The 25047-nt window shown below is 60.6% G+C and carries 22 protein-coding genes and 2 pseudogenes; 11 read left to right on the top strand and 13 right to left on the bottom strand.

Annotated elements, in window-relative coordinates:
- Positions 1–14: 14 nt before the first annotated feature.
- Positions 15–1496: an arylsulfatase gene (locus AS189_RS15910; protein ID WP_062291040.1), complete on the top strand. Its 1482-nt coding sequence runs from the start codon at positions 15–17 to the stop codon at positions 1494–1496.
- 55 nt (positions 1497–1551) lie between these two features.
- Here the strand turns inward: AS189_RS15910 and AS189_RS15905 are convergent, their stop codons facing one another.
- Entirely contained in the window at positions 1552–2610 is a 1059-nt protein-coding gene (locus AS189_RS15905) for a LysR family transcriptional regulator (RefSeq protein WP_062291037.1), read from the bottom strand.
- Positions 2611–2756: 146 nt separating this feature from the next.
- On the opposite strand from AS189_RS15905, the gene tdh reads away from it, so the two are divergent.
- The 5 genes from tdh to AS189_RS15880 all read left to right on the top strand — a co-directional run bounded on the left by tdh (position 2757) and on the right by AS189_RS15880 (position 8052).
- Positions 2757–3806 (top strand): L-threonine 3-dehydrogenase, encoded by a 1050-nt coding sequence (gene tdh, locus AS189_RS15900; RefSeq protein ID WP_062291034.1) that lies wholly within the window; start codon positions 2757–2759, stop codon positions 3804–3806.
- A 137-nt stretch (positions 3807–3943) separates the two neighbouring features.
- The gene (locus AS189_RS15895; protein WP_062291029.1) at positions 3944–5155 is read left to right on the top strand and encodes a glycine C-acetyltransferase; all 1212 of its coding nucleotides are present in this window, start codon (positions 3944–3946) and stop codon (positions 5153–5155) included.
- A gap of 255 nt (positions 5156–5410) precedes the next feature.
- The gene (locus AS189_RS15890) at positions 5411–6307 is read left to right on the top strand and encodes a hypothetical protein (RefSeq protein WP_062291025.1); all 897 of its coding nucleotides are present in this window, start codon (positions 5411–5413) and stop codon (positions 6305–6307) included.
- Between the two features lie 24 nt (positions 6308–6331).
- The gene (locus AS189_RS15885) at positions 6332–7135 is read left to right on the top strand and encodes a hypothetical protein (RefSeq protein ID WP_062291022.1); all 804 of its coding nucleotides are present in this window, start codon (positions 6332–6334) and stop codon (positions 7133–7135) included.
- Positions 7132–8052, top strand: a complete 921-nt coding sequence (locus AS189_RS15880) for a phosphotransferase (RefSeq protein ID WP_062291018.1) — start codon at positions 7132–7134, stop codon at positions 8050–8052. Before AS189_RS15885 ends, AS189_RS15880 begins: the two co-directional genes overlap by 4 nt.
- Positions 8053–8089: 37 nt before the next feature.
- On the opposite strand, the gene AS189_RS15875 is transcribed toward AS189_RS15880, so the two are convergent.
- Complete coding sequence (locus AS189_RS15875; protein WP_082634368.1) at positions 8090–9106, bottom strand: formylglycine-generating enzyme family protein; 1017 nt, start codon at positions 9104–9106, stop codon at positions 8090–8092.
- A gap of 134 nt (positions 9107–9240) precedes the next feature.
- Here AS189_RS15875 and AS189_RS15870 point away from each other — a divergent pair, with 134 nt between their 5' ends.
- Positions 9241–9777, top strand: coding sequence for a GNAT family N-acetyltransferase (locus tag AS189_RS15870; protein WP_062291014.1), 537 nt, complete (start codon positions 9241–9243; stop codon positions 9775–9777).
- A 295-nt stretch (positions 9778–10072) separates the two neighbouring features.
- Here AS189_RS15870 and AS189_RS15865 read toward each other — a convergent pair.
- The 3 genes and pseudogenes from AS189_RS15865 to AS189_RS15860 form a co-directional block, all read right to left on the bottom strand.
- Positions 10073–10446 (bottom strand): annotated as a pseudogene (locus AS189_RS15865) (hypothetical protein).
- A 238-nt stretch (positions 10447–10684) separates the two neighbouring features.
- Entirely contained in the window at positions 10685–10846 is a 162-nt protein-coding gene (locus AS189_RS21350; protein ID WP_160320849.1) for a J domain-containing protein, read from the bottom strand.
- A 236-nt stretch (positions 10847–11082) separates the two neighbouring features.
- Positions 11083–11505, bottom strand: coding sequence for an Hsp20/alpha crystallin family protein (locus tag AS189_RS15860; protein WP_062291011.1), 423 nt, complete (start codon positions 11503–11505; stop codon positions 11083–11085).
- A 188-nt stretch (positions 11506–11693) separates the two neighbouring features.
- Between AS189_RS15860 and AS189_RS15855 the strand changes: the two genes are divergently transcribed.
- Positions 11694–12053 carry a MerR family transcriptional regulator gene (locus AS189_RS15855; protein WP_237759890.1) on the top strand — a complete coding sequence of 120 codons (360 nt, stop codon included), beginning with the start codon at positions 11694–11696 and terminating at the stop codon, positions 12051–12053.
- An 84-nt stretch (positions 12054–12137) separates the two neighbouring features.
- Here AS189_RS15855 and AS189_RS15850 read toward each other — a convergent pair whose 3' ends face one another.
- Positions 12138–13307 carry an IS30 family transposase gene (locus tag AS189_RS15850; protein WP_237759889.1) on the bottom strand — a complete coding sequence of 390 codons (1170 nt, stop codon included), beginning with the start codon at positions 13305–13307 and terminating at the stop codon, positions 12138–12140.
- A 144-nt stretch (positions 13308–13451) separates the two neighbouring features.
- Complete coding sequence (locus AS189_RS15845) at positions 13452–14183, bottom strand: GAF and ANTAR domain-containing protein (protein WP_237759888.1); 732 nt, start codon at positions 14181–14183, stop codon at positions 13452–13454.
- Positions 14184–14641: 458 nt separating this feature from the next.
- Between AS189_RS15845 and AS189_RS20070 the strand changes: the two genes are divergently transcribed.
- Positions 14642–15064 carry a hypothetical protein gene (locus AS189_RS20070; RefSeq protein WP_129587305.1) on the top strand — a complete coding sequence of 141 codons (423 nt, stop codon included), beginning with the start codon at positions 14642–14644 and terminating at the stop codon, positions 15062–15064.
- 427 nt (positions 15065–15491) lie between these two features.
- Entirely contained in the window at positions 15492–15773 is a 282-nt protein-coding gene (locus AS189_RS15835) for a YegP family protein (RefSeq protein ID WP_062290971.1), read from the top strand.
- A gap of 535 nt (positions 15774–16308) precedes the next feature.
- On the opposite strand, the gene AS189_RS15830 is transcribed toward AS189_RS15835, so the two are convergent.
- The 5 genes from AS189_RS15830 to AS189_RS15810 all read right to left on the bottom strand — a co-directional run bounded on the left by AS189_RS15830 (position 16309) and on the right by AS189_RS15810 (position 20829).
- Complete coding sequence (locus tag AS189_RS15830; RefSeq protein ID WP_062290999.1) at positions 16309–16917, bottom strand: recombinase family protein; 609 nt, start codon at positions 16915–16917, stop codon at positions 16309–16311.
- A gap of 499 nt (positions 16918–17416) precedes the next feature.
- Positions 17417–17722, bottom strand: a complete 306-nt coding sequence (locus tag AS189_RS15825) for an antibiotic biosynthesis monooxygenase family protein (RefSeq protein ID WP_062290996.1) — start codon at positions 17720–17722, stop codon at positions 17417–17419.
- Positions 17723–18296: 574 nt separating this feature from the next.
- Entirely contained in the window at positions 18297–18872 is a 576-nt protein-coding gene (locus AS189_RS15820) for a TetR/AcrR family transcriptional regulator (RefSeq protein WP_160320848.1), read from the bottom strand.
- A 101-nt stretch (positions 18873–18973) separates the two neighbouring features.
- Entirely contained in the window at positions 18974–19690 is a 717-nt protein-coding gene (locus AS189_RS15815) for an ABC transporter ATP-binding protein (protein WP_062290989.1), read from the bottom strand.
- Positions 19687–20829 (bottom strand): ABC transporter permease, encoded by a 1143-nt coding sequence (locus tag AS189_RS15810; RefSeq protein ID WP_062290986.1) that lies wholly within the window; start codon positions 20827–20829, stop codon positions 19687–19689. Before AS189_RS15810 ends, AS189_RS15815 begins: the two co-directional genes overlap by 4 nt.
- A 181-nt stretch (positions 20830–21010) precedes the next feature.
- On the opposite strand from AS189_RS15810, the gene AS189_RS15805 reads away from it, so the two are divergent.
- Positions 21011–21370, top strand: a complete 360-nt coding sequence (locus tag AS189_RS15805; RefSeq protein ID WP_062290983.1) for a hypothetical protein — start codon at positions 21011–21013, stop codon at positions 21368–21370.
- Positions 21371–21915: 545 nt separating this feature from the next.
- Here AS189_RS15805 and AS189_RS15800 read toward each other — a convergent pair.
- Positions 21916–24983, bottom strand: a pseudogene (locus AS189_RS15800) (Tn3 family transposase).
- Positions 24984–25047: the final 64 nt, after the last annotated feature.

The raw sequence follows: 25047 nt of genomic DNA, 5'->3' as shown, positions 1-25047 counted from the left end.
GAAGCTGTCCAACCGTGTCTAAGCCAAATGTAATTTTGATTTGTGTTGATGAATGGCGGGGTGACGCCCTATCTTCGGATGGGCACCCGTATGTGGAGACGCCCCATCTGGATGAGTTGGCGCGCGGTGGCGTCAGGTTTTCCAAGGGCTATTCGGCGACGCCCACCTGTGTCCCGGCACGCGTTGCGCTCTTTACCGGGCAGTCGCAGGAGAAGCACGGCCGGGTGGGCTACGACGAGGGTGTGCCCTTTGATGTGGCGCACCCGGTCACTATCCAAAGTGAGTTCAAGAAGGCCGGCTATCATACCCAGGCCATCGGAAAGATGCATGTCCACCCGGAACGGGCTCGCATTGGCTTTGACGACGTCATCCTGCACGACGGGTTCATGCACTATTCGCGGAGAAAGTTCAAGCAGAACTTTGCCTTCTTCGACGACTATGTTCCGTGGCTGCGGCGTCAGCCGGGCAGCACCCCGGAGGCGGAGTACTTTGATCACGGGGTGAACTGCAATTCCGTGGTGGCCCGTCCCTGGGACAAGGCAGAGCACCTGCACCCCAGCCACTGGATTGGTACCCAGGCCATCGACTGGATGTACCGGCGCGACCCGTCCAAACCCTTCTTTCTGTACCTGTCCTGGCACCGGCCGCACCCGCCGTATGATCCGCCGCAGTGGGCCTATGACCAGTACTTGGACATTGACCCCTACAAAGCAGTGGAAGGCGACTGGGAACAAGATTGGGATGAGTTTCGCAAGGATGGTGACTACCAGGCTGCCTTTGGGACACTGCCGGATAGGACCGTGCACCGCGCCCGGGCCGGCTACTACGGCCTGATGGCCCAGATTGACCTGCAGATCAACCGGATTAAGGAATCTCTCGTGGACTTTGGCCTGGCGGAGGACACCATCATCGCGTTTACCTCCGACCACGGGGAAATGATGGGCGACCACCACATGTTCCGCAAGGCGTTGCCCTATGAAGGCTCTGCGCGGGTCCCGTTCATCATTGCCGATGCGCCCTCCGCCAAAGACTCGGCCCGAGGCGCCGTCATGGATGGCGTCGTCGAACTGCGGGATTTGATGCCCACATTGCTGGACTTGGCGGGTGTGGACATTCCCGATTCAGTGGACGGCAAGTCGCTCGCGCCCCACGTCCGGGGCGAGAAAGCAGCCGGTCCGGTCCGGGACTACCTGCACGGTGAGCACGTCTATTTCGCGCAGAACATCCATTGGCTGACCGATGGCAAGGTCAAGTATGTGTGGGGTTCTGCCAAAGGCGTGGAGCAGCTCTTTGACCTGGCCGCCGATCCCGATGAATGCCACAACCTGGCACGTGAGGAAGCCTCGACTCCGCAACTGGCCCTGTGGCGGGCCCGAATGGTGGAGTCGCTGGACGGCCGTGAGGAGGGCTTTGTGCAGGACGGCAAACTGGTGGCTGGCCGCCCCGTGGTCTCGATCCTGGCGCATACCCGCGAACGGATCGCCGCAGTGCTGTAACTGGGGCGTCTTCGCGTTCGGGGGCGCTCTTTAGCGCCCGGGCGGGGGTGGGAGGTCAATCAGCGGTGAGCTCAGCCATGACCTCCTGCATCGCTTGGGCCACCAGCAGCACCGAGGCACGTCGCAGGTTTTCCGGCCGGGCCAGCAGGTCAATCCGCCGCCGGGTGTTGATGCCTGTTAGCGGCAGCAGCACCACCTGGGCAGTGGCGGCACCGCCGGGATTTAGCACTGGGCCGGAGGTGTAGCGCGGCAGCAACCCAATGACCTCGCCCGTGGATACCAGCGCCGCGGCGGCCGAGTAATCGTTGATCCTGTGCACCACCTCCACTGGATGGCTAGCCATGGCACCCACAGCCATCAGAACGTCCGCGGGGGAGTAGCCGCTGCGACTGCTCACCCATGGATAGCGCACGACGTCGGCCGCGGACACCGCTGTTTTAGCGGCCAGCGGGTGGTCAATCGCCACGGCAACGTCGAGGGGTTCCCTTGCCAGGGGGATGACGCGCAGCCCAGGTTGCGGCCAGGGTGGACTGTGGTCCATGCGGTGTGCCAACACCAGATCGTAACGGGCCGTCAACGCCGCAAAGTCCTGCTGCGCCACGTCCTCATCAGAGAATCGCAGCTGCGGCACCGAGATCGAGCCAGAAGAGCTCGAGCCGGACGTGACCGAGCCGGAGGTGACGGCCGCTGCGGTGGCCATTGCAGCGTCTCCTGGCCCGCCGCCGTCGTCCGGGTCATTGGACGCACCCACACCTCCCGAGGCACGCAGCGCCGCCAACTTCCGGACCAGCGGGGCGAATAGAGCCTGACCGGCGCTGTGGAAACCACTGATGGTGACTGTTCCGCTGGTGTCGTCCTGATAGGTGCCGATAGCCGCCTTCGCCGTGGCCATCGCGTCGATGACCTGGGCCCCGGCTGCTGCGAGCACCTTGCCGGCTTCCGTCAGCACCAGGTTTCGCCCGTCCTTGCGAGTCAGCGGTGTTTCCACCTGACGCTGCAGCAACGCAATTTGTTGGGACACGGCGGAAGGGGTGACGGACAGGGTTTCGGCCACAGCCTTGACGCTGCCCAGCTCGCCCAGTTCACGGAGCATGTGCAGTTGATGGAGTTCCATGCCACTAGCCTACAGTTTAGCGTTTGCTTAATTGACGATGGATAGATTGTCGATTGTCCTAAACGGTTTTGCAGGTTGTAATGGACGTAAAGCGTCCTCACCACCAAACACCGGACATCGACGTCCGCACCACGAAAGAGCTGCCCATGAAAGCACTGTACAAATCCGGTCCACACGCTGGGTTCGAACTTGTGGACCGTCCCGAGCCTTCCGCAGGGGAGGGTGAAGTCAAGATCCGCGTACACACCACAGGCCTTTGCGGGACCGATCTGCACATTCAGGCGTGGGACGCCTGGGCCGCCGCAACCATCAACGCACCGCTCATCGCGGGCCACGAATTCTACGGCGAAGTGGTGGCAGTGGGCGGCGGCGTGCACAGCACCAAGGTGGGGGACAAGGTTTCCGGCGAAGGCCATGTGGTGTGCGGTTTGTGCCGAAACTGCCGTGCCGGTCGCCGCCACATGTGCATCAACACGATTTCCGTGGGCGTGCAGCGCGACGGTGCCTTCGCCGAATACGTGGTCATCCCCGAGTCGAATGTGTGGGTGCACAAAGACCCGTCCATCACGCCAGAGCTCGGCGCCATCTTCGATCCGTTGGGCAACGCCGTCCACACCGCACTGAGCTTCGGCTTGGTTGGCGAAGACGTTCTGGTCACCGGTGCCGGCCCCATCGGCCTGATGGCGGTAGCCGTTGCCCGCCACGCCGGAGCCCGCAAAATCGCCATCACCGACGTCTCCGAACCCCGCCTGGCCATGGCAGCCGCGATGGGTGCGGACCTTGCCGTCAACGTCGCCACCACCCGCCTCAAAGATGCGCAACGGGAATTGGGCATGTGTGAAGGCTTCGACATCGGCTTGGAAATGTCCGGCCACCCCACGGCCCTTCCGGAAATGATCGACAACATGAACCATGGCGGCCGCATCGCCATGCTCGGCCTGCCGAGTGAATCGATCGACATCAACTGGGGCAAGGTCGTCACCCACATGCTCACCCTCAAGGGCATCTACGGGCGCGAAATGTTTGAAACCTGGTACGCCATGAGTGCCATGCTCTCCTCCAACCCCGTGCTGCGCGCTGCCGTCGCCTCGGTGGTCACGGACACGCTGCCGGCTACTGAATGGGAGCAGGCCTTCGAGATCGCCCGCTCCGGCCGGGGTGGCAAAGTGGTCCTCGACTGGACCGTCTTCGCCTAAGCCACGCTTTCGCTTTCCTCAGCACCGCTTTCCTAAGCACCGCATTCCCAAGCACGACGGCGGGACCCCGCCTCCCGCCGTCGTGGATCCCACCGCAGTACTCACCACAGACCACTCGCCCCAGACTAAGGAATCCCATGTACACCTCCATGAAAGATGCGCTCACCGCCGAACTGGATGAGATCCGCACCGCCGGACTGTTCAAGACCGAACGCAAGATCACCTCGGCCCAGTCCAGCCACATCACGGCTGGCGCGCTGGACGGCACAGGCGCACCCGTGTTGAACTTCTGCGCCAACAACTACCTTGGCCTGGCCGATCACCCGGAGATCATCGGCGCCGCCAAGAACGCGATGGACAGCCACGGCTTCGGCATGGCCAGCGTGCGCTTCATCTGCGGAACTCAGGACCTGCACCTGGAGCTGGAAGCAGCCGTCTCCGCGTTCTTGGGCACCGAGGACACTATTCTGTTCTCGTCCTGCTTTGATGCCAACGGTGGCGTGTTTGAATCGCTGTTTGGAGCGGACGACGCCATCATCTCCGACTCCCTGAATCACGCCTCAATCATCGACGGCATCCGCCTGTCCAAGGCCGCGCGTTTCCGCTATGCCAACCAGGACATGGCAGATCTGGAAACCCAGCTGCAGGGTGCCGCAGCACTGCGTGATGGTGCCGGGGCCCGGCGCACCATCATCGTCACCGACGGCGTGTTCTCCATGGACGGTTTCCTGGCACCACTTGTTGCCATCTGCGATCTCGCCGAGCAGTACGGCGCCCTGGTCATGGTGGACGATTCCCACGCCGTGGGCTTCATGGGCGCCACCGGAGCAGGCACCCCCGAGCACGCTGGGGTTTCGGACCGCGTGGACATTTACACGGGCACCTTCGGCAAGGCTCTGGGCGGCGCGTCGGGCGGCTACGTCGCCGGCCGCGGCGAAATCGTTGCGATGCTGCGTCAAAAGGCCCGCCCGTACCTGTTCTCCAACTCCTTGGCCCCGGCCATTGTGGCTGCCACGCTCAAAGCGCTGGAGCTGGTGGCAGCTTCGGCCGAACTGCGCACGAAGCTCTTCGAGAACGCCGCACTGTTCCGCCGCCGCATGAGCGAGGAGGACTTTGAATTACTCCCCGGTGAGCATGCCATTGTGCCCGTCATGTTCGGTGACGCTGTGGAAGCAGCCCGCGTGGCCGATGCCATGTTGGAGCACGGCGTCTTTGTTACGGCCTTCAGCTTCCCCGTGGTGCCGCGCGGCGCCGCCCGCATCCGGGTGCAGCTTTCGGCTGCGCACAGCGCGGACGACGTCGAAACCTGTGTCCGTGCCTTTGTCGCCGCCCGCGGGGGAGCCGAGTAGTTTCTGGCCCGGAGGTGTAATCTGTGAGCTGGCCCTTCCATGGGCTGTCAGCTGTCTTGAGGGGGCCAAACAATGAGTGGACCACAGCCATGGCCGGGCCCGCAGGGCAATGCTGCCGGCCAGCAAGGAGCACCGCCACCGCCTCCACCAGCGGGCCCGCCTTCACCCGGTGGCCCGCTTCCACCTGCGGGACCGCCTTCTGGGTCGCCCAGCGGTGCGCAGCCTAAGGGAACGGGCAAAATCATTGCCTGGACAGTGGCCGGAACCGTCCTGGTGGGCGCCATTGTGGTGGGTGCTGTCATTGCCGCCAACACGCTTTGGGGCACACCGGCGGCACCCGCCCCGGTGGCCGGCACCTCCAGTCAAAAGCAAGTAGCTCCGGAGGCTGCCGCCCCCGCCGCACCTGCTGCACCTTCTGCGGATCACGCCATGCCGCCGCAGAGCCACGCCGCACTGCCGTCCGCCACTGCCACGCCAACGAGTAGCCCAACGCCTGATACTTCGGGCTACTCCAATGCGGACAAGGCGTATTGCAAGTGGCAGGGGAAGGTGGTTTTTGTTGGCGCCTCAGATTCCTTCCGTGCAGCAATCTGCGAAATCAACGGCCACACCACGTATTTGGGCTTGGATAAGAAAACCGGATTGACAACTGAGCTGCCTGCCTCCCGGTCATCCGATTCGGCCACGGCGCACAAAGACAACTACGCCTACAATCTGAATTCCAGCTCGTTCGAGATCACTCAGAACAATAAGGTCATCGCCGAGGAAAAGATGTTGAGCTGGTGGACGCCCAGTGCTCCGGAAATGCAACTTCCCGGCGACTTGGGGATCAGCCAACCCATCTCCTATCCGTCCTGCAATGGCAGTGCAGTCATTATCCTGGGGACGTTCTTCAATCCAGCAACGAATGTGGCAGCCATTGACCAGGCGCTAAAGAACAACCCCGGCTCCATGTACCTACGCACCGATCTTTCCTGCGGCAACTTCCGGGGCCCCTCGATGGACAACAGCAACGGCAATTCCATTTACGCCGTGGTCAAGGCCATCCCGGGCAGCCAATCGGATGTGTGTGAGGCCATGAAACGGTACGACGCCGCAGGTGAGTGGCTGGAAAATGGGGTCGATCCGTCGAAGAATATCCGGTGTTCCTGATGCGGGAACTGGCAGGATAAGGGTATGAACATTGCTTGGGATATCCGTGCCCGCATCCAGTTTGAGGGTGATGCCCATGTTCAGGAAGATAGCTGCGGCTTCAATGGACCCAACGCGTGGATCATTGACGGCGCCACGAGCTTGCTGGAACCGCTGGGCTTGCCCGCCGCCTCTGATCCGCAGTGGCTGGCCCAGCAACTGTCCATAATTTTGGCGCAGATCTCCACTAGCTCCGGCAGTCCCGTCAGCCCAGACACTCGCGGCTGCGACGGCGTGCGCGGCTTGTTGGCCGCCGCGCTGGCCGCGATCGACACCGCCGGAACGGCCCTGGTCGGCGAGGAAAAGGTGCGCTTTCCGAGTGCCGCCGTCTCTCTCGCCCAGCTCACCGCTGACGGTGTGGAGATTGCCAGCTTGGCGGATTGCACCGTGGTGGTGCGCACGCACGACGGCGACACTCACCTGGTTCGCGCTGAGCTCGCCGATTCCAGGGTTCCGGAAGGGACTCCGGAACAACGCCTGCGCCTGCTCCGGCAAGACCGAGAATTACGCAACACCCCTGGCCGGTTGTGGGTGGCACGGCGGGAAGCCGCAGCAGCGGATCATGCCCACGTTGTCCGGCTCGGGGATCCCGAGATCATGGTGATGGCGAGTGACGGAGCCTGGCGCGCCGTCGACCTTGGTTTGGTCAGTGGACCCGAGGAATTCTTGGCCCGCACCTCCACTACTGTGGACGCCTTGGGCCTCATGCACGAATTGCGTGTCCACCAGGGCCGGATCGGCGAAGTGGCCGACGACGCCACCGTGCTGACGCTCGCCCCGCGGCCGTGAACCAGCGGATCACGTGGGCCCAGCTCCCTGCGGCCGTCCGTGAGGGCGTGGAGAATATTTTGGGAGAAGTGGTCGCCGAAGCCGTGTCTCAGCCTTTCGGCTTCTCGCCGGGATCGGCAGATCGGGTGACGTTGGCATCGGGGCGGCGGGCGTTTGTGAAGGCCGTTTCCGCCGATGTCAACGCGAGCACGCCGGAACTGCACCGCCGCGAAGCTGCGGTGACCGCGGCGCTACCACAGGGTGTGGCGGCTCCGGATTTCCTGGGGATGTACGACGACGGCACGTGGGTTGCGCTGGTACTGGCCGATGTTGCGGGCCGGCATCCGCAGGAACCGTGGGTGGAAATCGACGTGCTGCAGGTGCTGGATGCAGTAGCTGAAATAGGGGAGATCGAGCTGCCCGCCGATATTGACCTGCCGCTCTATCAGGACTCGCTCCGTGATGCGTTTAGAGGGTGGGAAAAACTGCAAACGAGGCCCCTAGCCGGCATGGACTCTTGGGCAGCCGGGAACTTGCCGAGGTTGACTGAATTGGCGCGACTGGGCACCGGATTCCTGGCAGGGGAATCGCTGGTCCATGGAGATCTGCGTGCCGACAACATCCTCTTGACCGATCAAGGTGTGGTGCTTTTGGACTGGCCGTGGGCTGCCCGCGGCGCCGCCTGGGTTGAGGGGCTCAGCGTGCTGCTCAACGTCAAGACACTGGATCCGAACGCGTCGGTGGGACACTTCCTGGCCGATCATCGCGTCTTTGCCGAGATACGCCCGCAGGCCATCACTGCCGTCATGGCAGGATGGGCCGGCTATTTCCTTGATATGTCCCGATGCCCGGCACCGCCGGGCATCCCCACGCTCAGGGAGTTTCAGCGACTGCAGGCGGACGTCCTGATCGACTGGCTCCACGCCCGCGGACTATGAACGTGCGGAGTGTAAAGCCGCGGACTGTGAACGTGGTTTAGAGCGCGACGGTTCTGAATCCGAGGTTGCCGCTGGCCGATTCGGGGGAGTTGGAGCTCCGGGCGGCCAGTCTGTAACGGTTGCAATAGGAATCGTGGCATAGATAGGAACCGCCACGCATGACGCGGCCGCGTCCTATGGTGGGGCCGGACGGATCAGCAACTGTGCCTTGGCTCAGGCAGCTTTTGTAGTACTTGGGCAGGAACCAGTCCGCGCACCATTCCCAGACGTTGCCGCTGGTTTGGAAGAGACCGTAAGCATTAGGCTCGAAGCTGCCCACGGGCGCGGTGGTGAGGTATCCGTCGTCGCACGTGTTTTCTGTGGGGAAGGTGCCCTGCCAGATATTGCAGCGGTGCACGGTTTCGCCGGCGGAATCCGTGCCGTGGAGTTCGTTGCCCCATGGGTAGCGCGAACCGGCCAGGCCGCCACGGGCCGCATACTCCCACTGGGCCTCCGTGGGAAGCGCGCGGGCCGCCCAAGCACAGTACGCCAACGCGTCCGAGTGCGATACCTGGGTGACTGGGTGATCTGCTGCGTCTTGCCAGTGCGAGCGAGGACCGGCCGGATGGGCCCAGTCCGCGCCGCGAACATTGAGCCACCAAGGCGTCCCGGCGGCCGTGCCCAAAATGTCGGGCTTGTCGGCCTGGACAGCCAGGTGAAAGACGGCGGAGGTGCCGTAGAGCTCGGATTCGGTGCGGTATCCGGTGGCATCGATAAAGGCGGCGAACTCGGCGTTACTCACGGCCGTGGTGGACATGCTGAAGGCCGAAATTCTCACCTTGTGGACGGGGGTTTCGCCGTCGGCCGGGTAGCCTTCGTCGAAGGGATCGCCCATGGAAAAGATGCCAGCCGGTATGAGGACATCTCCACGTGCGGTGTGGCCTTCTTGCGCAGCAGCCGCGTCATGGTGGTGGGAACCCTGCGCTGGCGGGAGGCTCAGGGAAAAGACCTGGGGGGCGACTGTGATGCCGTGGGTTTGGCCGTCTCGGCCTTCGGGACTGCAACAGCTAGACATGGACTCACTTTGGTGCGGGGAATTACGGACGTTTCCACCAGTCTATGCAGAGTTGAACGCTCTTGTTCCATGCGCCGTTTGCTCCTGGACGGATATGAGGATTGAATCTTGGCTTTCGAGTGAACAGGCGAATCATGAGTCTTGCAACGATCTATCCGTCCGGACCCCGGCTAAGCTTCCGCGACTTTGATGCGCAGGACACCGCCGATGTTCATGAATACAGCGCCGATCCGTTGGTCACCCGGTTCTCCACCTGGGGGCTGAATAGTCTGGAGCAGACCACGGCATTTGTTGAAGAGGCCGCGCAGGCACACCTGTTAGAGAATCGCACAGCTTTTTCCTTGGCCGCTGTTATGGATGGCAAGACCATTGGATCGGTAGGCATTTGGACTACTGATGCGCATGATCGCAACGGCGAGCTAGGTTACACGTTCCACCGAGCGTATTGGGGCAAGGGATACGCGAGCGAGGCAGTGGCCATGCTCCTGAGTTTCGGCTTCACCACGCTTGGGTTTGAGCGCATCACTGCCACGTGCCACCCCGAGAATCAGGGGTCTATTCGAGTGCTGGAAAAGAACGGGTTCTCTTGGGAAGGACGGCTGCGTTCGCATCGGCTGGTCCGTGGGAAGCGCCGGGACTCCATGCTCTATTCCATCCTCCGCGGGGAATAGTGACAGGCGTATGATGTGGATCACTGCACGTTTCTACTCTCATCTCAGGCGTCCAATCGAGTTAGAGCAGGCTTGCCAGCTGAGTCCGCGGCGTTTCTTTAGGGAACCTTGAACGGGACACCTTATGGTTATCGATGGGATGCTCAACGTGTCGCCAGCGACTGCCACGGGTGCAGCATAATCCGGTAGGGACGTCCCGCATAGAGGTATTCGATTTCTCCTGGAGGACGCTCGGTGGCTGCTGCAGGTTGCGGGGCCAGCTCGTGCGACTGATTGGTGCGGTCAGTGGTGGGGGTTAGTGTTTTTCGGGGCCGTGGATGAACGTTTCGGCGTGGTCGACGGCTTTCTTGAAGGCGTCATTGCGCAAGGTGATGTGCTCCGTGCCGGGGATTGGAGGTAGCCGGTGCTGCCTGGACGTAGCAGCCATATGTCTCCCGCGGGTGGGAGGTAGAACACGGCGAAGGAGCGGTGGGTGTCATCGTCATCGGTCCATACCGGGACCACAGCCAGTGCCGCCCCGGTATCGGCGTTGATCCATTGAGCTCGGGGTAGTGGTTGTTCGTGGAGTTCGGGATCCAGGAACGGGGCGGTGTCTTTGCCCCAGCGCTGCTCGAAGCGTTCGTGGAAAGCCGGCAGCAGGGGTGAATCGTAGCGGTGCCATGCGCTCATCAGAATATGCCTCCTTAGCGTGGTGGTCCCCACCGTAGCGGACCGAGAATTATCGAGGGACACTCGTGCGGTGCTGTGGGGAAGCCTGTCCCCGTGTACCTCGTTGAGGAGGTCTTCTCCGGTGTCCTCTCATCCCGTTTGTCTGTCGACTGCCTTATTTGGCTGCCAGGCAGGTTATGGTCGTAGCGGGCCCGTCGGATGGGGTCCGCCAATATAGCGTGTGCGTCCATGATCTGCGTCAGCACTCGTGTTCGACGGCTACTTCGCCCTGGGTGGCCGTCGCCGGGCGGGTGTCTGGGTGGTGGCGTCGAAGCAGAGACCTGTATGCGCGCCGTACTTCCGCCGTGGTGGCCTGCGGGGCCAGGTTCAGAACGGCATATAAGTCCGGGGCATTTAGCATGACAGCACACCTCCTCGCGAGCCCCGCGGTGCCCGGCATCGCGGGGCGGTATCAACGGATTGACGGGGCGGTCCCCGGTCTTTGGGGCCGGGGACCGCCTGTGCGGGAGACAGTAGCAGTTACCGCTTTTTGCTGCGCTTGAGGTGCTGTGGCGTGCCCTGTGGCGATCGCCCGATGTCCCTTCGCGGACCTGGTCTGTCTCCCGGTCTGGGTGAACCGGTTTGAGTACTGTTGTCTCAGGCGTTGATGGCCTGGCGGTCTCCTTCCTTGGTAGTGATAGCGATCTTGCGTGGCTTGGCCTTCTCGGCTACTGGGATGCGGAGGGTTAGTACCCCTGTGTCGTAACTGGCTTCGATGTGCTCTGTGTCTAGGTTCTCGCCCAAAACCAATTGGCGACTGAACACGCCCCGGGGCCGTTCGGAGGCGAGCATCTCCTTGTTCCCATCCAGCCCCGGACGCTCTGCCCGGACCGTGACGACATTGCGTTCCACATCGAGGTTGATCGAGTCAGGGGCTACCCCGGGGAGGTCAAACTCCACCTCAAAGGTGTCCCCGTCACGCCAGGCGTCCATCGGCATCGCCGCGGGCCGGGCCGAAGTTCCCAGCACCTGCTGGGCGAGCCGGTCGAGTTCACGGAACGGGTCTGTACGCATCAACATTGCTTACTCACTCCTTCACAACGCCACTTAATCTCAGTGTCATTTAGCTTTCAGTTGCAAATATTTAGTTCTCTTACGCCGCCACGATCTGTTGTGGCTGACATAGATTTTTTATAACACGACTGACACACTGGATGCAAGGTGTATTTTTTCAAGCAAAGATGGCAACTAGAAAGGAGTGGGCTACCGTGGTATCCAACCCGCACGCACGGGGCGTGTACGCGATCTCCGTCGCGGCTGAACTCGTCGGAACGGGCCAGCAGAACCTCCGGCTTTATGAACGGAAGGGGTTACTGGAACCGGGGCGTACCGAAGGAGGCACGCGCCGGTACAGCGAGCAGGACCTGGTAACCCTTCGACGGATCGCGGAGCTTCTCTCCCTGGGCCTGAACCTCTCCGGTATCCGCCTCGTTTTGCTGTTGGAGAAGGAAAATGAGACTTTGCGGACACAACTCGGGGATCAAGCCCCGACCCAGGTGAGACACCACAGCAAATCTGAAAAAAGACAGGCGCCGTTGCGCATCAGTGAGAGCACCCCCGCCTTGTAATTTTCAGAAGTCGTCTCCACAAATTTCAATACTCGACTGCACCGACCTGATGCCGTCCGTAGGGGGAACGGCGGATTCTGGCGGTCATTGCAATAGGAGGGGTTCGATCAGTTCGATCGGTTTCTTGAACTCTAGTCGTTTGCGTGGTCTGTCGTTGAGTTCGGCGGCGACCCAGTCAAGATCCTGGGCACTGTGGATGCTCAAATCGGTGCCTTTGGGGAAATACTGGCGCAGCAGTCCATTTGTGTTCTCGTTGATACCGCGTTGCCAGGGCGAATGCGGGTCGCAAAAGTAGATGTCGATGCCGGTATCCATCTTCACGGTTTTCCAGTCCTGCATTTCGATGCCTTGGTCCCACGTCAGGGAATGCCGCAGCGCTTGCGGGAGTGTTTTGATCTTCGCGGTCAACGCCTCACGCATCTGCTCGGCTTTGTAGCCATCGGGTAGGTGAACGAGCATTGTGTAGTTGGTAGTCCGCTCCACGAGGGTCCCGATAGCGGTCTGGTTACCCTTGCCGATGATGAGGTCCCCTTCCCAGTGTCCTGGTACGGCACGGTCCTCTACCTCGGGTGGGCGCTGGGAAATATTGATCATGTCTGGGATCCGGTTCTTACGCTGCCCGGCCTTGCGAGAGGGGCGGCGCACGGCCCGCCCGGTGCGTAAACACGCGGTCAGATCCCGATTCAAGGCGCCTCTGGACTGGACGTACAGGGACTGGTAAATAGTCTCCGGTGACACACGCATCTCCTTCTGGTCGGGGAACTGGACGCGCAGTCGTCCTGCGATTTGTTCCGGTGAATACTTCTTGGCAAGGTCCTCTTCCACTACTGTACGCAGGGCCATGTTCGTGTGGAGTTTGGCCGGTTTCGGCCGGCTGGCACGCTCGTAGGCGAGCATATGAGCCGAGGTTGCCCGGTAGGCGGTGCCGGGTTTCGTGTTGCGTCGCAACTCTCTCGAGACCGTCGAATCCGACCGGCCAATAACCTCCCCGATCGCTCTCAAGGACTGGCCCTGAGCGTAAAGAATCGCGATCTCTTCACGCTGGGCGAACGTCAGACACCGGCCCTTCAAATTCCTGCCACGGCGAGGTCGGACGCCACCGGCAGCGGCCAAGACAGTGCGCCCTGTACGCCTACTGGTATTAATCGGAATAACGGCATCAGTGATGAAATCACCTGCCTGCATCCCTGCCCAAAAGACCTGCAATAGATCCGGCCGGAAAAGGATTGAATACTTCGCCATATCAACACTCATTCACTAAGTGTTGCAATCACCGCAAGAACCCAAGGAACCCTCACTGGGACGGGTTTGTCGTATCGGGCGTCCTTTTCCGTTAGTGGTGGCGGATTGAGGAGTCGATGTCGTTGTTTGAGGGCTGGTAGGTGGGTCCGGACTGCCTTATGGTTCGAAGTGGGTGGTTGGTGCTTCCAGATCTTTTTCCGCGACCAGGGCTGCTGCGATCTGGCGTAGCTTGATGTTACGTCTGGACGAGGCGGCCTTGAGGATCTCAACGGCACGTTTTTGACTGCAGTTGTTTTGTCCCATGATCATTCCCACGGCAAGGTCAATGGTTGTCCGGGATTTCATCGCTTCCACAGCGTCGGTGGCGGTGTCTTGGTGACGTGCCATTCTCAACGCAATAGCGAAAGCTTGGGAGGCTTCGTCGGCATAGCCTTGTGCGAGGTTCTTCATTTCGGCGGTGAATTTGTGGGGAATCTTGCTGTAGAGGTTCAGCGCTGCCTGGTCTCCCTGCTCGAGTTGGAAAGGGACGGCCAACACCGAGCGGATCCCGCGGTCTACGACGTTTTGGGAATATTCAGGCCAGCGTTCTTCGGCTTGCAGGTCGGGGATGTGTTCGAGGGTTTGGTTTCGTGCAGCATTGAGGCATGGCCCGTCTTTGTAGCTGTATTGAACTTCGTCCAAGTCCTGGGCGTCTTGGCTGCTGCTGGCCACGGTGGCGGCGCGTTTATGCCGCAGCAGTGTGATTCCGCAGAGGACTTCCTCGCTTGCATCGGAGAGTTCATGAACGGCCAGGCGGGTTAGTGCGTTGAGGAAACTTTCAATTTCGCTGGATTCCAAGATTAGCCGCTGTAGATCGCGGCTCTTGGTCACCCGGTGGTCATGTGTCACGAAGCGGCCCCTGCGTCACAGACTTCATCCTGAGCGATGGCCCCAGAAGCGCCCATTTGATGCGGTGCGACTGGGAACCCTCTGAAGGTCGTCTTCGAAGACATGTCTGGGCTGACTGCTTAACCCATCCCTTCTGCCCCAACCTACTCTCAATGCGCGTGTGATGGTGCGGTTTCGTCCGGGTAGTTTTTGCGGCACCTCATTTTGCAAGCCCTGCTCTTGTACACCCCCATGTAGCGGCAACCTTAGGATTCCGCAGTCCAAATGGACACATTCACTGTGATGGATGTAACATGCTAGGCAACAAACCTCATGGTTTATTGCCTAAGACAATGGCAGGGTGGACCACCACCCACATCGGTTATCGCATGGCCGGCATCTATCGGAATCATTCCAGAAAACGATGCCACGTCACGGCGATGACTCGCCAGACTCGTAGGACTGCCAGGAGAAGCTACGTGACGAATGATCCGTTCACCATTCATCATGATGAATTTGTCGACGGTATGGAATCGACATTGCAATGCGAGGGCTGTCAAACGGCCAAGCACTTAATGATCGAATCTATTGGTCCCATCCAGCCGATAGTCGTCGGCCGTGTTGCAGTGGAGTATAGCTGCGGACAATGCGGCTCCTTCTTCGGTCATGACGCCACCGTCCAGCAGGTGGCCAAGCTCCTCAACGCCACGGCCACTGCGCCGGGGATCTTGCATTTCGGGCGCTACTTCATCCATTGTGGTGAGCCGATGGATGAACTTGGGGGCAGTGTTTCGCATCTCCACCCTCCAGTAGGCGGCCACACCGGTTCTCCTGACCGGGTTTCGCTTCGAACTCGCCGGCTCAAATGCCAGTGTGGATTCCAACTGGAAGTGCCGCTATGAGGCAACTAGGAAGCGACTTCATTCCCAGAGCAACCGTGGAAACGGTCCTTTCGTCAGGAAAATTGGGTCACCCGGGCCTAGTTCGTGCCACATTAGGCACCCGCGAGGTCGGGACGGCGCAGGTCTTAGCCGGTCAATCATGCCAGACGAAGGAGAACCAGTCGGGGCCCGACTCGTTATCGGGTGACCGGTCATCATCCTCCGTCTGTAGTAGCGGTGACCTCCCGGTGGTCGGCAAGCTTCAAGGCGACACTGCCTGGAAACCTGTTCCGATACGGCTCAGCGTCGAATCGATCACCCAGACCAAAGACCCAGGGAACTTTCCGTCCGGGCGAGAACTAGACCAGAGTCAGTTCGCTCGGAAATGGAGTCAGCAAAGGGCCCGGGCATTAACCCATACATCGCCGTCGAGTAAAGAGGAGAAAAAATGACTGGAAGAATCGAACTGCATCAGGAGACGAACGGACGCTACCGGGCAAAACTGGTCGATGACCTTAGAAACATACTCGCCGTCTCCACGGAGTTCGAATCGAAAAAGGCGGCCCTCGACGGCATCTTTACCCTGCGGGAAATTGCCGGCACAGCGCACATCAGCTACTGCAACTCCCAAGAAAATACAGCGGAACACGCACTCCGTGGCCCCACCCCGGAAAGTCTGAAACCGCTCCTACCCACGACACTACCGAAAGAATTCTGGCCTAACCGGTAGCAGCCAACGGGTGGCTAGGGGACACAAAAACTGTCGATCGATAGCGGATCGGCACTGGCCAGCCCATGAAGCAGCCCTCAAACCTGTCTTCCACGGGAACCTTGTATGGGAAAGTGGAAGGCCCTGTATTTCATGAGGAGGAAATTTGGGGGAGCCCCGACTAGGCTGGCTCCTAGTTTTGCCGCGTAGGGTTTTAGCGGTTTACACCTGCAAGTAGATAATTTTCTGAGGGCGCGCCTTATTATTGGTTCAGCTTGTCGGTGAGCGCAAGGGTCGATCGTTCCGTATGCACAAGGACGATTAGGCGCAGTTGGGGTCCGAGTAGTAATGGAACAGGATTGCGCGTTTAGCCCTCGACTTGAGAGTTGCAGTCTGGCCCGCTGAGGGCATCCAGGAAATTCTTGGGGCATCTGGAGACGCTAGGTCCGGGCTATCCGCCTTTGGCGTGCTTCGACCTGCGCGATGTGCCGATTGAGACCTGGTATTCGTTTGGCTGTGGGCATCCGTCAAGCAGCTGATGAGTTCCCTGTGAGAGTCATTGGCTTTGGGTAGTGATCCAGTGTTGTGCCTCGATCCCTGCGATGCGCCGGTAGAGGGTGGCTCGGGACATGCCCAGGTCCCGAGCAACCTGGGTGGCTGGCTGGCCGGCGTCGATCAGGCGTCGGGCGTTGTCGATCTGGCTGTTGGTGAATCGTTCACGCCGCCCGCCCAAATCCTTGCCCGCCGCCCGGCGTTTGGACACCGAATCGGTGATCCGTTCCCGTTTGATTTCCAGCTCCATCTGGGCCAGCGCCGCCATGACGGTGAAGACCATCGAACCCATGGGCGTGCCGGTGTCCACGTCGCCGCCTCCCAGGTTGAGCACCCGCAGCCCGATCTGGCGCTCCCGAAGAGCTTTGGAAAGATCCAGCATGTTAGCTATGGATCGACCCAGCCGATCCAGGGTGGTGATCACGAGGGTATCGCCCTCCTGCAGGGCTTCCAGGGCCTTGTCGAATCCGGGCCGACTGGCCCTAGCGCCACTGACGCCCTGGTCCGTGTACAGGTCATCGCGGCGCACCCCGGCACCGAGCAGGTCGGTGATCTGCCGGTCAGCGTCCTGTGCCCGGGTCGATACCCGCGCGTACCCGATCAGTTTGCCCATTTGCCGTCTCCAAAGTGTCCCGCAACAGTGGTTGCCTACCGCAAATCCATCCTCTACTTATGGGACATGGTAGCAAGACAGCTCGATCCCTGAAGTATCAAGGATCCTCAAGTGTCTTGATCGGTTGTCTTGTAGCCCAAGGGTTGCAAGGCGCCGTCATGGTCGTTAGCCATCAGCCCAAGGGCCCCGGACTCTAAGGGACGTCTCTGCTGACCCTTAGCCGCTGCGTAGGCAGGCCCTTCAGGCAAGACAGCTCATGAGCAGCAGTAATCAGCTATCTGTAACCGCCATCAATCACGATTGATCGCATCGGAACTGCCATCGAGGCACCCCCGAACGATCGACGCGCCCAACCGAACGCGCCGTCGTGGCCCTGGAAGCGTCCCGAAGCTGTATATCTTGCTGATGCGCGGTCCCATACTCGATGGGATCATCCGTGCGATTCGGACCGTCGATCTGGTGGCGCCGAATTGACATCCGGCGCGACCATCTTCGCGCACTAGGATTCAATGATATCGATCAAGGTGTGCTGTTCCACCGCGTTCGGTGCTTGCATCCCCGGGGCCTGTTTGTCGGAGTGCGATGCCTTGAAGGAATCGGACTTCAGCCATGACAAGAAGTCTGTCCGACTGGAGAATTCCATGGTTGAAACATACGGCAACCCTTCGGCTTCCGGTCGCATCAAAGTCGTACGCTTGAGCCCCGCGACTCCGGACAGGGTGGACCGCATGCTGTCTGTGAAGGCCTTTTCGAAGGCTTCTGCGGTTTCTGCCGTGACATCAATGCGGTTGGTTACAACGAACATCGGCTTACCTTTCGTGATGGATTTAGGACAAAACACATCTTTCTGACATGGTGTCGATATAAATCTACACCCAGGAACCGTGTCCATGCTCCGACTCTCAGTCAGAGGTAACTATGAGCAACTGGAATCATGACTCAAAGGCTACTGCGCGCAGAACAGGGCTGCCGCTTCGTAACGTCGGCCGAGTCAAAGGACTCGCCATTGGGTGCTTCTTGGTCGGTTTGACTGCTTCAAGCGTTGGATGTGTGGCTGAGGCAATAGGACTGATACCAAAGGCAGACGAGCCGTATGCGGCCGTCGCACACGCAAATATTCGGGTTCTCCAACCGCCATGACAACCAAGAATGACAGAAATTGAGCCGAACAACGCACGTCGCTGACGTTATGAACCCGCTCCGCACCAGGGGAACCACAAGTTGCCGGTAGGGAACGCAGAACCGAAAGTGAAGAAGGAGAATCCATTTTGCAACCTCCATGTATTGAATCCTTTGGGTCGCAAAATCCTTGCTTGCGACTTGCGGCTTGCGTCAGGCGTCGGGGCATGGGTGTGGTGTTATTTTGATGGGGTTCTACGCTAGTGTTTGCTCCCGAGATTGCCGAGCATCACCGTAAGATGCGTATGCACGGCGTCTTGCTCGATGCCCTGCTCCACCATCTGTCCCGCAGCATGGATCACCGACATGACCAAGTCGGCGATCGCTAGTGGGTTGGTTAGCTCAAGCTTTTTGAGCGCTTCGATGAGGGGTAAGCGTGCTGAGTCGTGCATCTGTTCGGCTTGGTCATCCAGAGGTCCTTCGGGGGCAAAAGAAGCCAACGCGGTACCCACTGCGTGACCGCCTTCAGCTACTTGATCTACGCAGGAAATGGCGTATGCCAAGACGGCTTCCTGTGGTGTTGCGGCGTTTTCGGTGGCCTCGGTGACCCGGGCAATCCACCGGGGAAAGACTTCCCGCGCGGCGGCACGCAGCAAGTCCTGAGGCGACTTGTAGTACTGGTAGATAGACGTGCGGGACAGGCCCGCACGTTGCGCGACCTGGGCCAAGGTCGGTGGAGCGCTTGTCTCCTGCAGTAGCGTGAAGGTGGCATCCATGATGGCCCGCTCCTGCTGTTTTCTATGCTCCGCCACACTGGGGGCGTTAATTCGTGGCATCGTCTTCTTCTCTAACCCCGGACTTGTTTGCTTCTTAGGTGATCCCACAACCTTAGCGGCGGCAGGCATGATTGATGCTTACCGCCGCCGGTGGGTGGTGTCTATTTGCGGGTGAGTGTGCCGTCGTTCATTTCATAGATGGCATCGCATTGGTCCAGCATGCCGTGGTCGTGGGTCACCATGACCGTGGCAATTCCCATCTCCCGGGCACGCAGGGCCAGGAGGTTGACTACTTCGTGGCTCCGTGCGCTGTCTAGGGCTGCGGTGGGTTCATCCAGGAGCATCACTGCCGGCTTGGTGACCAAGGCCCGGGCGATACCCACGCGCTGGCGTTCGCCTCCCGAGAGCTGCCCTGGGCGGTGCTTGGCGCGGTGGGCCATGCCGACCGCCTCCAATAGCGGCAAGGGGTCGAAATTGCGTGGCCCCTTGGCGAGCAAGTTCACCATGCGGAGCTGATCAGCAGCGTTCAGCGACGGGATCAGGTTTCCGGATTGGAACACGAAACCGACATCTTGCAGCCGGTGCTTCGCCCGCTGCTTGGAATTCAGTGTGGTGAGTTCTTGGCCGCGCAGGCGAACGGATCCCGCATCCGGCAAGGACAAGGCGCCGGCCACGGCAAGCAGCGAGGATTTACCTGATCCGGAAGGTCCCACGATGGCTGCGAATTCACCGTCCGCTACGTGGAGGTTGACGTGGTCTAGGACTCGTACCTTTTGGGCGCCGTCGCCGAGGTCCAGGGAGACGTCGTTGAGGGAAAGCCCGGAAGCGGTGTTTGATGGACTTTCGGTTGCGGAACGCTGATGGGTTTGCTGGCTCATCGGTTTCCTCCTAGGGCGGTCAGTGGGTCAATGCGGGCGATGCGGATAATGGAGATGACGGCGCCGATGAGACCGAGGGCGATGGTCAGGAGGGCTGCGGTGGCAATGGGCCCGCCTTCCAGGGCGAACGGCATGCCATCTGGCATGGCGGCCCCTAAGCCGAGGCCTGCCCCTATTCCGAGGGCAGTGAAGAGCACCAGCAGGAGGGCTGCCTGGGTGACTCCGTCGCGCAAGAGGTATCGTACCGGAGCGCCGATGGCACGAAGTACCGCGATTTCCTGTTTGCGTTGGATGGTCCATACCGAGAAGAAGGCGCCGACCACAAGTCCACAAATGGCATAGAGGAAGACTTGAATCATATTCAGCGTCAACGTTTCGGCTTCGTATCCGGGGGAGGAGTTGAACGATTCACTCAGGGACTTGGCGGTGGTGCTGGCTGCAGCGTCGCCTGCTGCCAGATCAACCGCAGCCTCGTCTGCGTACTGCAACGCCACGACACTGCTGTAGGTGAAATCCAATCCGTCGATGTCCTGCTGGGTGGGAGCCCCTGCCGGAGCCTGCCCGGCGGCGATCAGCTGCCAGGTCGATAGCGGGGCATAAGCGATGTCAACGTGACCGAACGTTGCCTGTCCCTGGGTGAATCCGATGACGGTAAGTTCGGTGTCGATCCGATCCATGGTGAGCACGGTACCAATCTCAACGCCTGCCTCACGCATGGTTTCGGACACCACGAGACCGTCGACGTCACCGAGTTGTTCACCCTCGGAGACCTCGGGGGCGAGGAAAGAGCCGGGATCGACGCCGAATACCGCGACGTCGACCTGGGTTCCATCATCGGTCGTGGCGTTCATCATGGAGCTTCCCATGGCCGTCGCCTGCTCGATTCCGGGCTGCTTCGACCAGGTAGTTACTTGGTCTTGCTCAACGACAGACCGAGAGAAGGCATTATCGGTTTTGGTTCCCTCGTCGAATGCGAACGCGGAGACCGGCATATTCTTCAGGCCTGAGACGCCGTCATTCACCAGCCCTGAGGATAGTCCGGAGAGGATGACCGTAAGTACTGCGATGAGCGCGATGACCGCTCCCATGAGACTGAAACGCCCTTTGGCGAACGCCAGCTCTCTTAGCGCAAGAAACATAACATGTGCCTTTATCTAGAAAGAGGATTTTTTGCCGACATGATGTCAGCATGATGCAAACATCATGTCAGAATGATGCGGATGGGGCAATTTCTCAAGATAAGATATAGGTCACACCGGCTTTGGGACATCGACCACGCTTTACTGACATGCTGTCGGGAAGATTGGGTATGGTTGTCTCATGGAAATTCTTCATTCTCCCTTGGTGTTCCTTCATATCTGCGGTGCTGCGGCCCTGCTCGGCGGCTGGCTGGCTACCTTCAAGACTCCGACGGTTGGCTTTTGGCAGCTTCTGGGTGCCTGGACCCAGCTTGTCACCGGCGTGCTGCTCGTTGGGGTCGCAGAAATGATCGCCGGCGATGGAGGATCTGGCATCAATCACCTGAAGATCGGTGTCAAGCTCGTCATCCTGCTCGCGATCATTGTCTCTGCCGTGCTGGGGTGCCGCGCGACCAAGAGAGGAAATGATGTCCCTGTGGGCCTGGCGCATAGCGTGGGCGGATTGACTCTCGTCAACATTTCCTTGGCCGTCTTCTGGTAGGCCCACCTGCCGGGGTGTGAGCCCAAGACCTGGATCCTTCGAGCCAGTGAGGTACTTTTTGCGTCGGCGATCAATACTGGTGATTGGCTGTGGGCCAGATCCCACGGTGCGAGTCAGCCCGCATGCCGAAGCCTCGTAATCGGCCACGAATGCCCATCACTCTGCGCGATACCATCGTCCCTGAGCTCGCAGTTGGTACGCATACATGTTCAGCGTCCAACCCGCCCGAACGTCTTCCGATCCGGGCGGGTTTCTACGTGGAAGCATGAAATTCGACCTGATACCAAAGCACATGTGGTTGCGGCACGCATCCAGAGGCGCCCACCTGGTGCGTCCCGAGCGAAGATCGATTCGTGAAGGTGTTTGCGAAATCCTGCTGGGTCTAACTGTCAGGATTTTATTGGGTCTTGCTTATCGCGGTGGGACATCCACTTGCGGAGGCCTGTTGAAGCATCTTCCAACAACAAACTGCGTGTCATTGGGCACCCTCCTCAGTGAAGTCCCAGCGTACGAATTGTTCTCTTTCTGCGGCGACCCCAGATGGGTCAGGCTCCGGACTCGACTGGGCCTCGAAATGGTCGCAGTCCTTGGGGCGCAGGTGCGGTGAATGCGTAACGGCCCAACATGTTGATGTGGGCATCGGCCAGCGGGGACAACCTCGTGATGTCCTCTTCCGGGATTTCTTGCCCGTTTTCACGCAGTGCAGTGAGGGCGGCGTCGGTGTATTTGGTGTTCCAGAGCACGACGGCGTTGAGTACCAGCCCCAGCGCGCCGAGCTGGTCTTCCTGGCCCTCGCGGTAGCGCTGGTAGATTTGCCCGCGCCTGCCGTGGAAAATCGCCCGTGCCAGCCGATGACGTGACTCCTGCACGGTGAGCTGGGAGTTGATGGCCCGCCGGTAGCTCTCATCGCTCGGGTCGATCAGGGATAACAAATGGAGGGTCTTGGCGATGCGTCCGTACTCGATAAGCGCTGCCCCGAGCGGTGCCGGGGAACCATTGTCACGGGTGAGCATGCGCAGCAGGTCGTACGCGCGCACCGATCCGGTCACCAGGGAAGCGGCCACACGGGTCATGTCCTCCCAGTGCGTGGTGATCTTTTCCAGGTTGATCTTGTGCCGTGCGACGTCATTGAGTACCCCATAGTCGGCGGCCGCCTCGCCGGGGAAAGTTGCGCGCCACAGGCGCTGCTCGCTCAGGTCCGCGATGCGCGGTGAGAATCTGTAGCCGAGCAGGGTGAAGATCCCAAAGACCATGTCCGAGTAGGAAGCGGTGTCTGAGGCGACGATCTCGGGTTTGGGTCCGCCGTCGAGATTGAGCATCGTGTCCAGCACGTACAGCGAGTCACGGGCCGTGCCCGGGACCACCACGGAACCGATGCCGGCGACCTGGTCGTTGACCGCGTTGAACCATGTCAGTCCTCGTCCGTGGCCAAAGTACTTCGGGTTCGGGGCCGCGTTGATCGTGCGCACCGGGACCACGAACCGCAGCCCGTCCACGGAGGCCAGCAGCCCGCCGCCCCATGAACGGGCTACCGGAACATTCGACTGGGCCTCGATGAGGAGCGCGTTGGCGGCCGTGTGGGTCTCGGCGCGGATGTAGTTTGCATCCACATGCCCCAGCCGGTCCCGGGTCAGTGCGGGATGTCCATCGGCCACGACAGGGGTCAACCCCACATTGCAGGCCTGGGCGATGAGCGCGGCAGCCACCGACACCGGCAGCTCATCCATTCTGGGAACAGACCCGGAAATGTGAGTGTAGGCGTCAAGGAAACCGGTCCAGGAATGCACTTCAAGCAGGATCTCGGGAAGATCCACCCTCGGCAGCATATCCGCGATTTGTGCCCGCAACCGGGTGAGCGATTCGGGGATATCCAGGGCATCGAGCGGTGACACCGACAGTTTGGCTTTCCCCTCACCGTCATCGACCAGACGGACGCCGACCTCCGGGCCGGCGTGCGCTATTGATTCCGCCAAACCGCGCCAGGCGGCGTCCAACACGTCGAGCTTCGTCTGCAAGTGCTCGCCCACCGGGGCATCCAGGCTCAACGACCGCAAGGCCGGTTCGCGTGCCGCGTCCCACGCGGGGCCCGCGAGCAGTTGTGCGCGCGGATCACCCCAACGGGTTGAAGTTGTTGCGAACACGTCACGGCGGCGCAGGCTCGCACGCAGCTGTTCCAACACGCACACCACCCACGCGTCGCGGTTGACTTCGACCTCGTTGCTCGGTCCCAACACGGCGGTGTGCCAGGAGGGCGGCACCAGCGCTTCGTCGATTTCATCTCGGCTTACCTTGCGCCGCCCATGCAAACCATCAACCCCAGCCAGGGCCTCCACGACACGTTCCCCGACCGGTGTAGCACCCCAAGGAATAGTGGTTCCCAGCAGCCTCAGGAATGGGGCAACCGTGCGGAAGCGTCGGGACATTTGCTCGCGCATCGCCCCCTCAGCACTAGTTCCGTCCGGGACAAGTTCGCCGACTTTCGCAACTGCATCAACAATCCGGTCTCGGGTAGTGATCTTCTCCAAGGCAGCCCATGCGGCAGTAACATCGAGGCTCTCACCAGCATTTTCAAGCACACGCAGCAGCTCGGCTCCGACCCGGGCCAAGACGCTGGAGGCTTCCTCGAGCTTGGGCATCTTCGCCAATCGCTCCGCGGCCGCGGCACGACGAGAGGGCCCAGCACCTTGGTTGCCATCAGGAGATCAAAAAGGTCCAGTGCATCATCGACTGTGGACGCTTCCAAGGCCGCGACCGTGGCCACCAACGTTGCTGTGCGGCGTGGCTCGGCAAGCCGCCCCAGCGTCTGGGCCTTCGACCCCAAACCGTACCGGGCCAAGGAACGCACCCGTGCCGCTGGCACCATCGATAGATCCACCGCCCCGGCCCCGAATGAACGGACCACAGCCGCCCGCTGCAAGGCCTTTTCCAATGCCGGTCCCGAAACCCGCGTTGGCCCGGTACGCAACAATTCCAGGCGGCTTGCCCGATCGCCCTGACCAATCGTCAGCAAGCTCCGCAACACAGCCGGCAACCGCGGATCGGCACTCTCAGCCGCACCAGCAATCTGTGCGTGCAAGCGTGCTGTCGCCTGTTCGCGGGTCGCAGCCACGAGCCGAGCCAGTACGCTCACACCCGGCAAAAGAACCTTTTCCCGCCGCAACCAGGCAACCGCGTGTCCGAACAACATGGTGAGCCCCTCGCCATGCGTCCAAGACCGCGAAAAGACGAACGCTGTCAATGCTTCAGTGAGCACAGCATCAAGATCCCGGTACCCGTAAACGGCACGGATCTCGCGCGCATGCGCGTTGGCTGTCTCCACGCGTTCGGTGTAGCGCTTGACCACCGAGGGATCCGCGATCCCGAGCTGCGCCGCAACGTAATCAACCACGGACCATGGCACATCGAGCGGGTCAGCAAGAAGGGCCCCCAGAAATCGTGCCGTCCCGACCTGTACGGCAAACCCAAGCCGACTGTGCTCACCCCTACGCCTGCGGATCAACTGCTGATCGGTGTCGTCGAGATGGAAGAACCGCTCCAGATCGTTCCGCGAAGGTTCTCCCACGAACCGCCCGAACGCGGCCGCCTGGACGTCACTCAAGAATTCAACTGGCACAAGCTACAGACTACCGACAGTCACGTAGCCGAGGGCTAAACGCGCAATCCTGTTCCATTACTAC

Source organism: Arthrobacter alpinus, assembly GCF_001445575.1.
GTDB lineage: Bacteria > Actinomycetota > Actinomycetes > Actinomycetales > Micrococcaceae > Specibacter > Specibacter alpinus_C.
This window is presented reverse-complemented; position numbering and strand designations above follow the sequence as displayed.

What these genes read in the sequence shown, in the direction of transcription:
- AS189_RS15905 (WP_062291037.1), bottom strand. Translation starts at nt 2,610, where the DNA reads ATGGAACTCCATCAACTGCACATGCTCCGTGAACTGGGCGAGCTGGGC.
- tdh (WP_062291034.1), top strand. Translation starts at nt 2,757, where the DNA reads ATGAAAGCACTGTACAAATCCGGTCCACACGCTGGGTTCGAACTTGTG.
- AS189_RS15895 (WP_062291029.1), top strand. Translation starts at nt 3,944, where the DNA reads ATGTACACCTCCATGAAAGATGCGCTCACCGCCGAACTGGATGAGATC.
- AS189_RS15885 (WP_062291022.1), top strand. Translation starts at nt 6,332, where the DNA reads ATGAACATTGCTTGGGATATCCGTGCCCGCATCCAGTTTGAGGGTGAT.
- AS189_RS15875 (WP_082634368.1), bottom strand. Translation starts at nt 9,106, where the DNA reads ATGTCTAGCTGTTGCAGTCCCGAAGGCCGAGACGGCCAAACCCACGGC.
- AS189_RS15870 (WP_062291014.1), top strand. Translation starts at nt 9,241, where the DNA reads ATGAGTCTTGCAACGATCTATCCGTCCGGACCCCGGCTAAGCTTCCGC.
- AS189_RS21350 (WP_160320849.1), bottom strand. Translation starts at nt 10,846, where the DNA reads ATGCTAAATGCCCCGGACTTATATGCCGTTCTGAACCTGGCCCCGCAG.
- AS189_RS15860 (WP_062291011.1), bottom strand. Translation starts at nt 11,505, where the DNA reads ATGTTGATGCGTACAGACCCGTTCCGTGAACTCGACCGGCTCGCCCAG.
- AS189_RS15850 (WP_237759889.1), bottom strand. Translation starts at nt 13,307, where the DNA reads ATGAGTGTTGATATGGCGAAGTATTCAATCCTTTTCCGGCCGGATCTA.
- AS189_RS15835 (WP_062290971.1), top strand. Translation starts at nt 15,492, where the DNA reads ATGACTGGAAGAATCGAACTGCATCAGGAGACGAACGGACGCTACCGG.
- AS189_RS15830 (WP_062290999.1), bottom strand. Translation starts at nt 16,917, where the DNA reads ATGGGCAAACTGATCGGGTACGCGCGGGTATCGACCCGGGCACAGGAC.
- AS189_RS15825 (WP_062290996.1), bottom strand. Translation starts at nt 17,722, where the DNA reads ATGTTCGTTGTAACCAACCGCATTGATGTCACGGCAGAAACCGCAGAA.
- AS189_RS15820 (WP_160320848.1), bottom strand. Translation starts at nt 18,872, where the DNA reads ATGCCACGAATTAACGCCCCCAGTGTGGCGGAGCATAGAAAACAGCAG.
- AS189_RS15815 (WP_062290989.1), bottom strand. Translation starts at nt 19,690, where the DNA reads ATGAGCCAGCAAACCCATCAGCGTTCCGCAACCGAAAGTCCATCAAAC.
- AS189_RS15810 (WP_062290986.1), bottom strand. Translation starts at nt 20,829, where the DNA reads ATGTTTCTTGCGCTAAGAGAGCTGGCGTTCGCCAAAGGGCGTTTCAGT.
- AS189_RS15805 (WP_062290983.1), top strand. Translation starts at nt 21,011, where the DNA reads ATGGAAATTCTTCATTCTCCCTTGGTGTTCCTTCATATCTGCGGTGCT.